This window comes from Streptosporangium album (assembly GCF_014203795.1).
In the GTDB taxonomy this organism is placed as follows: domain Bacteria; phylum Actinomycetota; class Actinomycetes; order Streptosporangiales; family Streptosporangiaceae; genus Streptosporangium; species Streptosporangium album.
This window is the reverse complement of the sequence record NZ_JACHJU010000001.1, coordinates 3538335-3550086: the sequence shown is the minus strand read 5'-3', so window position 1 is coordinate 3550086 and position 11752 is coordinate 3538335. Positions and strand designations below refer to the sequence as shown.

General features: G+C 67.6%; 10 protein-coding genes and 2 pseudogenes. 9 read left to right on the top strand and 3 right to left on the bottom strand.

Features of this window, described 5'->3' with window-relative positions; translation table 11 throughout:
• Window positions 1-12: 12 nt before the first annotated feature.
• Entirely contained in the window at window positions 13-1029 is a 1017-nt protein-coding gene (locus FHR32_RS17025) for a YbfB/YjiJ family MFS transporter (protein WP_184755205.1), read from the bottom strand.
• Between the two features lie 119 nt (window positions 1030-1148).
• Between FHR32_RS17025 and FHR32_RS17020 the strand changes: the two genes are divergently transcribed.
• The 3 genes from FHR32_RS17020 (at window position 1149) to FHR32_RS17005 (ending at window position 5087) form a co-directional block, all read left to right on the top strand.
• Complete coding sequence (locus tag FHR32_RS17020) at window positions 1149-2006, top strand: LysR family transcriptional regulator (protein WP_221465436.1); 858 nt, start codon at window positions 1149-1151, stop codon at window positions 2004-2006.
• Window positions 2007-2146: 140 nt separating this feature from the next.
• Window positions 2147-2944, top strand: coding sequence for an MBL fold metallo-hydrolase (locus FHR32_RS47275; protein ID WP_221465435.1), 798 nt, complete (start codon window positions 2147-2149; stop codon window positions 2942-2944).
• 622 nt (window positions 2945-3566) lie between these two features.
• Entirely contained in the window at window positions 3567-5087 is a 1521-nt protein-coding gene (locus FHR32_RS17005; RefSeq protein ID WP_184755204.1) for a serine hydrolase domain-containing protein, read from the top strand.
• Between the two features lie 155 nt (window positions 5088-5242).
• Here FHR32_RS17005 and FHR32_RS17000 read toward each other — a convergent pair whose 3' ends face one another.
• Entirely contained in the window at window positions 5243-5602 is a 360-nt protein-coding gene (locus FHR32_RS17000) for a hypothetical protein (protein ID WP_184755203.1), read from the bottom strand.
• Window positions 5603-6301: 699 nt separating this feature from the next.
• On the opposite strand from FHR32_RS17000, the gene FHR32_RS16995 reads away from it, so the two are divergent.
• The 3 genes and pseudogenes from FHR32_RS16995 (at window position 6302) to FHR32_RS44440 (ending at window position 7935) form a co-directional block, all read left to right on the top strand.
• Window positions 6302-7165, top strand: a complete 864-nt coding sequence (locus FHR32_RS16995; protein ID WP_184755202.1) for a hypothetical protein — start codon at window positions 6302-6304, stop codon at window positions 7163-7165.
• Window positions 7166-7523: 358 nt separating this feature from the next.
• Window positions 7524-7727: pseudogene (locus tag FHR32_RS47270) on the top strand (polysaccharide lyase beta-sandwich domain-containing protein); the annotation flags it as partial.
• A gap of 25 nt (window positions 7728-7752) precedes the next feature.
• Complete coding sequence (locus FHR32_RS44440) at window positions 7753-7935, top strand: hypothetical protein (RefSeq protein WP_246466181.1); 183 nt, start codon at window positions 7753-7755, stop codon at window positions 7933-7935.
• A gap of 136 nt (window positions 7936-8071) precedes the next feature.
• On the opposite strand, the gene FHR32_RS16985 is transcribed toward FHR32_RS44440, so the two are convergent.
• Window positions 8072-9214 carry a hypothetical protein gene (locus tag FHR32_RS16985; protein ID WP_184755200.1) on the bottom strand — a complete coding sequence of 381 codons (1143 nt, stop codon included), beginning with the start codon at window positions 9212-9214 and terminating at the stop codon, window positions 8072-8074.
• Between the two features lie 178 nt (window positions 9215-9392).
• Here FHR32_RS16985 and FHR32_RS16980 point away from each other — a divergent pair, with 178 nt between their 5' ends.
• The 3 genes and pseudogenes from FHR32_RS16980 (at window position 9393) to FHR32_RS16975 (ending at window position 11661) form a co-directional block, all read left to right on the top strand.
• Complete coding sequence (locus FHR32_RS16980; protein WP_184755199.1) at window positions 9393-9590, top strand: hypothetical protein; 198 nt, start codon at window positions 9393-9395, stop codon at window positions 9588-9590.
• Window positions 9591-9816: 226 nt separating this feature from the next.
• Window positions 9817-10034: pseudogene (locus FHR32_RS47685) on the top strand (IS630 family transposase); the annotation flags it as partial.
• A gap of 391 nt (window positions 10035-10425) precedes the next feature.
• The gene (locus FHR32_RS16975) at window positions 10426-11661 is read left to right on the top strand and encodes an IS701 family transposase (protein WP_184755198.1); all 1236 of its coding nucleotides are present in this window, start codon (window positions 10426-10428) and stop codon (window positions 11659-11661) included.
• Window positions 11662-11752 lie beyond the last annotated feature (91 nt).

The window sequence follows — 11752 nt, the reverse complement described above, 5'->3', positions numbered from 1 at the left end:
GGGGTGCGGGTGTCAGGCCGTCGAGGCGACGGGAGCGAGGTGGTGCGGAAAGCGGATGCAGACGGCGGCGGCCGCGACTCCGGCGATTGCGACCATGGTGCTGCCCAGCAGGAGGGCCTGGTGGTAACCGTGACGCAGCAGGGGTGCGGCCAGCAGCGGGCCGAGGATCTGGCCAGCGCTGTATCCGGCGGTCAGCAGGGCCACGGCGCGCGGCACTTGCAGATGAGTGCCGATCGACAGGGCGATCGTGCTGACGCCCATGAATGTGGCGCCGAACAGCACGGCGGAGACCAGCGCCGGGGCAGCGCCGCCGAGCAAAGCCGGCAGCGCGATGCCGACAGCCTGGATGCTCAGCAAGGTGAGCAGTAGCGCCGGTCGCGACCAGCGGCGTGCCAGGCGAGTCCACAGGGCGCAGGAGGGCAGGGCGGCGAGTCCGACCACGATCCAGGCACCGCTGCCGAGCCAGCCCTGGACGCCTTGCTGGATCGCCGCGACCAGGAAGGTGCCAGCGATGATGTAGCCGATGCCCTCGAAGGTGTAGCTGGCGAACAGGGCGATTCCGGCGCCGACACCGCCGAAGGCCCATCCGACCATGTGGTGTGCGTGCGCCTGCAGGCGGGAGAGCACGGCGCTGACGGCGATCACGAACACCAGCGCGCTGGCGGCGCCGGCCACCAGCCGCAGCGCGAACCAGGCGGTGCCGTCGTGCGTGGCCGGTATGAGCGCCAGTGTCGCGACCATGACGGCCAGCGAGCCGCGCAAGGTCGCGGCCGAGCGTACGACGGCCGGGACGGCGATGCCGACGAGGGCGCCCGCGAGGTAGCCGATGAAGTTCGCGGTGGCCAGGCTCGCCCCGAGCCCCGAGGACAGACCTGCCTGGGCGTGCATGAGCGGCAGGATGGGGGTGTACACGAACCGGCCGATCCCCATACCCGCGGCGAGCGCTGCCGCGGCCTGGGCCACGATCGTCCAGGGGGACTCCCTGCGCGGGCGGGTGGGGGCTGTTGGTCGTGCTACTTCTGGCGTCATGATCACTTTCCCTCGGCGTTCAGCGGCCACCACCCACGCTAGACAGCCCGCGAACGCTTGTGAAATGCCGGTTAAGCTGCTGCTATGCACGGCAGGCATGGATCCGGGGAGAAGGCACGATGAGCATGGACGTCGAACTCCGTCACCTGCGGGCCTTCACGTCTGTGGCACGACACCGGTCCTTCTCCCGGGCAGCCGAGGAACTGCTGATCACACAGCCGGCTCTGAGCCGTACGATCGCGCAGTTGGAGGGCAACCTGAACGTCCGCCTCCTCGACCGCTCCTCCCGGCACGTCGAGCTGACGGCCACCGGCGCCGAGTTCCTCCTCCACGCCGAGCGTGTCCTCTTCACCCTCGACCAGGCCCTGGCCGTCGTGCGCCACAAGGTCACCCTCCGGCTCGGCTTCAGCTGGCTGCTGCCCGACCCCTGGGCCCAGCAGGCGGTGAGCCACTTCGAGCAGGACACCGGAGCCTCGGTCACCCTGACCCGCACCGACGATCCCCTTCAGGCTCTGCGGCAGCGCGCCGTCGACATCGCCCTGGTCCGCGGCGACTTCGACCCGCCGAGGGCAGCGCGCACCGTGCACCTGTACGACGAACCGCGCATCGCCGTCTGCTCCGAGCACTGCGATCTGGTCCGTCTCGGCCACCTGGGCTGGGCGGACGTCCAGCACTGGCCCCTGGTCGTCAACACGGTCAGCGGCACCACCGGCCCCTGGTCCTGGTCCGTGGACCAGTGCCCGGAGCAGATCATCGAGACGGCCAACTACGACGAATGGCTTGAGACGGTGGCCGCCAACCGTGGCATCGGCATCGTCCCCGAGATGGCGCAGCGCCGCACCCAGCACCCCGCCCTCCGTTTCATTCCGCTCACCGAGGCGCCGCCCAGCCCGGTCAGCCTTGTCTATCTGCCCGACGCTCAACGGGCCCTGGTCCGCCGGTTCCTGGACGCCGCCGTAAGGGCGGAGCACGAGTGAGCCGACGTCCCGGGCGGGATGATCAGCATCCATGTCTGCCGGACATGGATGCATCACGACAGGCATCTCACGCGCGTGCGTGAGGTTCTTATCCTCGGTGGCGTGAACGAAGCGATCGAGACGACTCGGCGAGGACGGCGATGACGGCAGCAGGGCTGCTGCCCCGACAGGAATGCGCGGTCATGGTCCTGGGCGGTCCTACGGCCGTCATCGACATCGGCGGCCTGCGCATCGTCACCGACCCGGCCTTCGACGCCGCCGGTCCCCACGGATACCTCACCAAGACGGCCGGACCCGCTGTCGGCGCGGATGAGTTGGGCCCGGTCGACCTCGTTCTGGTCAGCCACGATCTGCATCTGGACAACCTCGACGAGCACGGCCGCGCCTCCGCGCTGGCCGCCCCGCTGGTCCTCACCGGTCCCCGTTCCGCCAGCCGGCTCGGCTCCCCGGCGGTCGGTCTCTCCCTCTGGACGAGCCATGCCCTACCGCGCGCGGACGGCAACGGCGATCTGACCGTGCTGGCCGTTCCTGCGGTCCACGGTCCCGAGGACGGCGAGCGCGCCGCGGATGGAAACGTCAACTGCGAGGTCACCGGGTTCGTGCTGTCGGGACAGGACCTTCCCACCGTCTACGTGAGTGACGACAACGCCTCGATCCGTACAGTCGCGGAAATCTCCCACCGCGTACCGGACATCGGCGCAGCCGTACTGAACGCCGGGGCGGCGCGCTGGTTGTCGGCGAAGCGGACGAACCGCACGCGTGACCAGGCCGGCACCGCGCAGAACACGTGCAGGCCACCGCCCGCGTCGCCCCAGTCGATGACCAGCATCTCGCCCGGCGTCCAGAGTGCCGGGCGCCGCCCGCGGTGGTGCCCGCGCCGCCAGGCCTTCTTCGTGGCTGCGACCAGACGGCGGGAGCTACGGGCCGAGCCGGCATAGCCGGCCGTCCGGGCCGGCGGCAGCAGCCGTTTGGCCGAGATCTTCCCGGCCGTGGCCGCCACCTTCTCGGTCACCAGGTCGGCGACCGCGTCGTAGTTGTGCTCACGATGCTTGCGGCCCGGCGTCTTGTCGCCGGCCAGCGCCCGCTCGATGATGCGTTTGACGGTCTTGTGGGTGGTGCCGCACATGGCGGCGGCCCCGCGGTAGGTGCCTACCTCGCGGTAGGCGGCGATGATGTCCATGACTTCCCCCGAAGATTTCATGGCCGAACAGACCCCCTGAGCGGTGATCTCGTGACTGGCTGACACCGTCACGATCACCGCTCAGGGCACGCACCCCTCGACGACACGCGAGCAGAGTGGGGACTTAATCCGGCCACCAGTGGTGACCTGGAATTGGCCACCTGCGGCGACTTTTTGGCATGGCCACGGACAAGGGGTGTACAGCGGGAAACCGCAACTAGAGCGGATCACACGGCAACCAATCCGAAGGTGGAGAGGATGCACCCCGATCCGGGACCTGACGAAAGTCATGGTGAGGTCCATCCGATCGTACGCTGTGTGGCCCTCCCGCCGACTTCTAACGTTCGTCCCATGCAAATGGAGACCACGGAGGGCCCCCGATGAAGATACGGAAGGTCGCGGCGATCGCCGGTCTGACCGGCGTGTTGCTCGCGATGGGGGTGACGCCGGCGAGTGCCTTGGCGGAAGTGCCGGAGACCGGCGAGCTGAGCGCGACCGCGATCGACCACTACATGCGCGACTACATCGAGCGGACCCGACTGCCCGGTGCCCTGGTCGCGGTCACCAAGGGCGACCGGGTCGTGCACGCCGCTGGTTACGGCCACACAGCCGGTGGCGAGGCGATCACGAAGGACACGCCGATGCCGCTCGCCTCGGTCTCCAAGTCGTTCACGGCCTTGGCGGTGCTGCACCTCGCCGACCAGGGCAAGCTCAGCCTGGACGACCCCGTCCGGAAATACCTGCCCGAGTTCACCATGGCCGATCCCCGCGCCGGGAAGATCACCGTGCGGGAGCTGCTCCAGCAGACCTCGGGGATGAGCGACCAGACCTTCCCCGAGCTGACGCTCCCCGCGCCGGAGACCCTCAAGGACGCCGTCGCGATGCTGCGGACCGCCCCGCTCGCGACCGACCCGGGCACCAAGAAGATCTACCACAACCCCAACTACTCTCTCGCGGCGCGGCTGGTCGAGGTGGTGGCCGGGGTGCCGTTCGCCGACTACATGGCCGCCACCGCCTTCGATCCGATCGGCATGACGTCCACCAGGACGGTGAACACCACCATGGACCTCCCCGGCACGGGCGAGGGTTACATCCGCGCCTACGGCCAGGTCATCAAGCGCTCCCATCCGAAGTGGTTCATCAATGGCGCCTACGGCGTCGTCAGCACCGCCGACGACATGACCAAGTGGCTGATCACGCAGAACGGCACCGGCCATGTCTTCCCCAAGGAGACCGTCAAGATTGCTCAGACCGCGTCCGGCGTGGGCGGCAGCAACTACGGCATGGGATGGGAGACCGGGAAGACCGCCGGGGGAGCGCCCCAGCTCCAGCACACCGGGTGGCTGCTCACCCACAACTCCGCGCAGACCCTCCTGCCCGCAAGCGGATACGGCATCGCCGTTGTCACCAACACCGGGATGATCTCCGGTGACGACGCGGTCATCATCACCGACGGCCTGATCGACATCATCGAGGGCCGCCCCGACGCGGGCACCGTACCCTTCGCCACGACCGCGGACCCCTGGCTGGGCGGCCTGACCCTGCTCAACCTCGGGCTCGGCTTCGTGGGGGTCTACCGTGCCCGCAGATGGGCCCGCCGACGTGCAGGCCGCCCCGTGTGGCGCCTGATCGTACGGCTGGTCCCCTACACGCTGCCGATCGCGATCTTCGTCGGCCTCGCCGATCTGATCGGCTTCCTGATGCGTCGGGTGGGCACGCTGGACCAGATCACCTATGTCTGGCTCGCGCTGTACATCTGGGCCGGCACCGGCGCGCTGGCCGCCGCCGCCGTCGTCGTCTCCCGTCTCGTCCACACCATCCTTGCCCGCCGTTCGGGCACTCCCGCCCCGCTCCCGGGCGGACCGGCGTCAACGTCAGCCAGTCCCTCTCCCGTTGGGTAGCGTGCCTGCATGACCGGGCGGTACCCGGCTTCGGGTGCCGCTTTCGCAGACAGGCGAAGGCAGCGGCCGATGATCCGAGTGCTGTTGGCGGACGACGAGGCGATGCTCCGGGCCGGCGGCTCATGGCGCTGTTCGCCTGCATGTACTACGCGGCCCTACGCCCGGCTGAGGCGCTCGGCCTGCGACTCCAGGACTGCCACCTGCCTGCTGAAGGCTGGGGGCGGTTGAAGTCCGGCCTCAGTGCAGAACTCCTCGTACTGCTCACGCGACATCCTGCGGGGGAACCTCCGTTCCAGTTCCTGGCGGAGCCGCATCCGCTCCTTGCGTCGTTCGCCTCTGATGCCCCAGTCGCGCCCGAAGGCGAGCTTCTTTGAGATCGTCGCGACGAAACCGTCTTTGGGAGGTCCGTACGTGCGATCGCAGATCTCCGGGCTCTCGCACTCCTCGTCGCTCATGGGGGTCAGTTCGAGCGTGGCGCACGCTCGTTCGTATCCCTCTCGGCTCAGCCGGAGCATGTCCGTTTCCCCGGAAGCCGTGCGCGCCCGCTCCATGGTCGCCCGTACCTCCCGCCAGAACGGGTCATCTCCGTCGTACGGGTCTACCGGCGGGGGGTGCTAGGTAAACCACGGCTCGCTGTAAAACCGTCGGCTCAGCCTACGCAGGTTCAAGTCCTGCACCTGCCACATCAGCGTAAAGAGGCCCCTCACCAGCAGAGATGCGGTGAGGGGCCTTCTTCGTTCTTGATCCGTGAGTCCCCGTGATTCCCCGTCGTTTCCCGTGAGATCTGGCACGCCTGTGGCACGCGATCAACCCTCAGATCATGCGCGAACACGAACACTTCCTCCGCCTGATCTTCCTGTCTGTCTCGACCCACCACGAAGCAGCGGGCCTGCGACGGAGGGGGCAAGCCCGTCTTCGTCATGCCCGTTCACTGGCCGTCGTTCCTCGATCAATCTCTGGCAGCGGCTTCCGGCGCACCAGACAGTTGAGTACGGCGAGTACGAGCACATCATGCTCGTGCCACCCGTGCTGGACCGGGACTACATCTAGCCTCGACTAAGCAGCGTCGATCGCGACCCGAGTATGGGCCATATTCTCCCATCCATGAATGCGGGTTTCATGCGGCAGGATGTGAGCTCTCCAAGCCCGGTTGTCCCGCTGGTCCACCCCTCACTGACCGGTGGACCCTCTCTTCTCGTGATTCAGGTGCCGCCTTGCGTAAGCTCATCTGGTTCCTCTCATTGGTGCTGCTGCTCTCTGCGGGTGGCAGCGACAGTCATACGTCGTCGGAAAAGTTCCAGGATCGCGCCCGTGAGGTAATGGACCGCTGGCGTGGCTCCGAAATTGACCGTGCCTGGCGGGACGGCTTTGTACCGTTGGCGGGACTCGACATCGCGCCAGAGTGGCTACACATACCCGACTGGGTGGGCGTGAGCAAGACCAACGGAGCGTGGGCCCTTGACGTCGACCTGCCCGCAGAATCCCCGACCAGCACACAACTGCGCTGGCCCGATGGCTCTACCATGACGGTCCCCTTGATCACGGCGGCGACGGCATACGTGGAGCTGAGCAAGCCCGACGACTTCATTGAGGAGGACTGCCCGCCGGATGGCTGTACCACCCTCCGGGTCACCGGCGCCGAACCCAGCGATGTACCGCTGCTCACCAGCCGGGGGATGATTCAGGTGCCTGCCTGGCACTTCACCGTGAAGGGCGTCGAAGAGAAGTTCATCTACGCGGCGATACCCCCGTCGGCCACCACCTCGCGTCCCACCCCGCAAGAAGGGGAGTACGGGGAGGTGATGGCCTTCGAGCCCGTCCCGGGGAAGCCCCGGGACCTGCTTCTTCAGTTCGGTCATGGCGCATGTGACGACATCCATGGCGCCCGCGTCCACGAGACGCGCGACATAGTGGTGGTCGACGTGGACGTGACATTTAGCGGTGGGTCTTGCCAGGACATACTCCTTTTCGCCCAGACCACCATTACGCTCAGCAAACCCCTGGGCAGCCGAATCCTGCTCGACTCTGGAACCGGACTGCCCGTGACGCTCGGCATACAACGAGCGCCCTTTGATTGAGCAGGGCGTGAACATCCAGGCCATGCAACAGCGGGCACGGTCTTGCTCGACCAGCGAAGACACGGCGCAGCGCACTGATCGCCTTCCCCGCTGCTCCCCTCGTTTCCTTCCCAGCGGGCACGTAACGGACGTGAGGCCGGACTGCCGGCGGTTTTACAGCGGATCGGCACCTCAGCGACGATCACACGTATGACCTGCTGGAGGTTCTACTGACTGGGACCTACCTCTCAAGATCATCCCGCGCATATCCCGGATCTTGGAATCTCGGCGCAGCGGCCATGAGCCCGGTTCGCAACGCCCTCACCATCGTCGCGATGGTACGCGCCCGCTGTTGATCGTTCCGAGCATATTCCGGATCATGAGCGCGCACATCCTCATGCCCGGAGTGGACAACGTCGCCACCGCCGCGCGCGCCGCCGACACCGGCTGGCTGACCATCCACGCCAACAGCATCGCCTACCAGGCCATCAGCGTCCCCACGCTCGGATACACCACCGCGAACTTCTACAGGGTCGGCACCGCCGGGCCGCTGAGCTCCACCGGCGCCGCCAGCGTCCTGGTCCGTCGCATCGCTCCACCACCACGATGTGCGTGGTCAACCCCACGCGCAACATCACCAGCCTCGACATCACCTGGCACAACCCCGTCACCACCGTGGAGACAGCCGACCGACCATCACCGTCCTGGGCACCGGCATCGACCTGCGGATCCGCGTCGACACCAGCGCCAAGAACAGCGGCACCCACAAGATCACCATCGCGCTCCCGTAACGCAACGGCGAACTCCTCCGGCCGGAGTGTGGGTCTGGCCACGCCGAGTGGCCACCAGCCAAGCTCGACCCCGAGGCGATACCGAGCCGCACGAGCTGGTGACCAGGATCGTGGTCCCGGTGGCCGAGTGATGCCGCTATTCGATCGTGCAGAGCGTGCCTTCGGCCAGCACGTGCGCCGCCTTGATGCCGTCGGGCACGCCCGGAGCCTCCAGCCACTCCGGCTCCAGGCTGTCCGCCCAGTCGATGATCTCGGAGGCGAGGGCCAGCGCCTGCGCGTTGCGGCCGTGCACGAGTTCCACGGCGAGCCGCAGGTACGCACCCTGCTGCGTCCCGTCGTGCTCGGCGGCCAACGCAGCGATCCGGTCGGCGGCCCGCACGCCGTGCCCGGGATGCTGCGCGGCAAGGACGGCGAGCACGAATCGGATCCCCGGCGGCTCGGCATCCCACCGGTCTAGCAGCACCGGAACCTGGTCGCCGACGGTCCGGAACACCTCCTCGGCCCACGCACCCGGCTGGAGCGGCTCCTCCTCGTCCAGCGGGAGGTCGGCGAACGCGACCAGGTTGTCGTTGCGGCGGCCACCGGCGACCATCAGCCACAGGTAGAGGTCCCGGCGCTGCCGCGCGGGCACCGCGTCGGCGACGAGCAGCTCGGTGAGGAACGGCAGCGCGGGGGCGGTAGCCTCGTAGCAGTCGCCCTGGTGCAGCAGGTCGTCGCCGAACAGTTCGTCGAGGACCTCGTCCCACTCCCCCGTGCCGTCCGCTAGCTCGCGCAGCAGGTCGGGGACGTCGGCGGCGGACCCGTGCGCGTGCTCCAGGTCGCCCCACGGCACGTCGTCGAGACCGGCCAGCTCCACGATCCCCGGGGTGGCGAAGTCCGGTGTGAGCGCCAGTGGTTCCAGAGGTGGCGCCGGGACGACGGTGACCTCCGGGACCGGCGGACGCGCCTTTGTCCCCCTCACCTCGATCGGGGCGGTCCAGCTGCGATACTCGGCCATCCGGCTGACGTCGAACCGGCTGCCGCCGCTGGGCCGGCCGCCGTACGTCCGCGCGATCGCCGCGGCTTCCCGGCTCACCGCCTCGATCTGCCGGTGACCCACGGTGTCGACCGGGTAGGGGCCCTCGTCGAGCGCCATCACCAGCCAGCCGCCGTCCGGGTGCGGACGGGCGAAAACGCAGGGGAACCCGTACTCCGCGAGCTGCTCGGCGAACGCCTGCGCGGCCGCCTCGTCGGGCACGACGAAGTCGTGCATCCCCGCCATCGCGCTCCAACCGGCCACGCGCTCGTCTCCGTCCTGCCGCTTCTGCTGTCCCCCTCCTGCCAGCCTGTCAGATCGGCCGACCTCGTTTTCCGCGGCTGCCCGACGTCCCGCGAAAGGTGACCTCCGATGACCGCGTTCGACGCCTCGCTCTACAACGCGACCCCGGCTTCTGCTGAGCCGGGGCGAGCCCGCCGCGATGATGGGCACCAAGGCCCGCGCCTACCTCATGGCGGCACTGGATCGGCTGGGCGTCACCGTCCGGGCGGGAGTTAGCGTGGTCAAGGTGCTGCCGGGCGGGGTGGAGCTGGAAGGAGGCGAATTCGTCGCCGGCCCTTCGAGCGCCGCGCTGGAGTCCCGCACTCAGGACAGCGCCGCGCATGCTCATCGGCGGTGACCAGGTCCACGATCGGGCCGTCCGGCCCGTCAGCAACCGCGGTGACGGCCAGGCCGTCAAGTCTCAGCAGACGGGTCGTATCGTTACCCATGGCCGTGGCTCTTCTGTTGTGATCAACTTTGTCTCGGCAACAATATGATCACCGATGGCCACGGGCCTCTTCGCATCAGGGTCCACTCGGGACGGCAGGCCGAGTCGGCCGACCCCCCGCTAACTTCGTTGAGCCGTCATCCAACTGCCGACCTACGCTCCCGACCTCGATCCGGCGGAGGGCATCTGGTCGCTACTTACCGCGGGGGGCTGGCCAACCTCGCGGTGACCGGCCTGGACCAGCTGGTGCGGGTGGTGCGGGTGGTCAAGCGAGGGCTGAAGAAGATCCAGTACCGGCCGCATCTGATCGACGGCTGCCTGGCCGAGACCGACCTGGTCCTCATGCCGCTGTAACTTCACGGATTAAAGCTCAGCAGTACGTACAGCCTCTTTAATGCTTCCTTGCAAACTTCCTCATCAATCTTCGGCACATTGTCGCTACTTGCAATATCGAAGACTTTTTCTTGATGCATGCGGACGCATTCTGCCACGAACTCTGGAGTTCGAATCTCGTCCCATCTTGTCACCATGAAAGGAGACCAGGTGATCCATAAGAATAAATTGCAGCACTGAGGCAAGATTGTGAACGCTCGATAGCATTTGGCTAGATATTCGCGGCACAAGGCGTTTTGATCGCAGGCTTTATGGTAGTACTTGGATTTCGCCAAAAATTCCAAGCCACCTAGTAGGGCTTGGTTACCTCGGGTAGGAGACGGTATGTCACCTGCTTTGGGGGTGAGGGAAGATGACCCCTCAAGAACTCGAGGCCGTGCGGGCGCGGCTGGAGACGTTTGCCGCTGAGGTGTTCTCCGGTTTCGCCCGTACTGATCAGCGGCGGTGGGGCGAGCGGTATGTGCGCGGCCTGCTGACCGATGGAGCGCGTAAATCGATGGAGCCGATGGCGGCCCGGCTGGGCGTGGACCGCCAAGGGCTGCAACAGTTCCTCACCGATGCCCCCTGGTCGCATCAACTGGTGCTGGCCGAGCTGGCCTGGCGGATGGACGCGGCGATCAACCCGGCCGCCTGGGTGGTCGATGATGTGTCCTTTGTCAAGGACGGCGATGAGTCGCCGGGCGTGGCCGCGCAGTACTGCGGGGCGCTGGGCAAAACCGCGAACTGCCAGGTCGCGCCGAGCGTGCATCTGGTCACCGACGCCGCCTCCTGCCCGGTGAACTGGCGGCTGTTCGTGCCTGAGCAGTGGGATGCGGCCTCGCCGCGCACGGAGGATCCGGCCGCGGTGACGGCGCGCCGGCGGCGCTGTCGAATCCCTGCGGACGTCGCTCATGTGCCCAAGTGGCAGCTGGCTCTGGACATGATCGACGAGCTGGAGAGTTGGGGGCTGGATCCGCCGCTGGTGGTCGCCGATGAGGGCTACGGTCAAGACGGGGCCTTTCGCCTGGGCCTGACCGAGCGCGATATTCCCTACGTGGTGGGGGTGCGTTCCGATACCGCGCTGCTGGAGGCCGAGGCCTGCCGCAGCGTCGCGCCGTATGCGGGGACCGGACGGCGGCCGGTGCTGCGTTACCGCGACAAGCCGTGCTCGGCCCAGCAGATCGTTACTACCGCCGGGCGGCGCGCGCTGCACACGGTGACCTGGCGGCCCGGGTCCAAGGGACCGCTGCGCTCCCGGTTCGCCGCGCTGCGGGTACGGCCCGCGGGCCGGATGATCCGCCGTGCCCATGCCGGTGAAGAGCTGCCGGAGTGCTGGCTTTTGGCCGAATGGCCACCGGGCGAGCCGGAGCCGGTCAAGTATTGGCTGTCCACCCTGCCCGGCGACATCCCGCTACGGCACCTGGTGAGAATGGCGAAGATCCGCTGGCGGGTCGAGCACGACTACCGCGAGCTGAAGACCGGCCTGGGCCTGGACCACTTCGAGGGCCGCACGTGGAGCGGCTGGCATCATCACGTCACCCTGGTCTCGGTCGCACACGCGTTCTGCACCCTTGAACGACTCAACCCAAAAGCGCCGGCTGCGGCTTGAGCACCTACCGGGTCATCGCCGAGTTGCAGCTGCTGCTGGCCTGCTGGTCCGGTATCTGCCCCACCTGCCGCCGCGCGTTACCCAGACATGC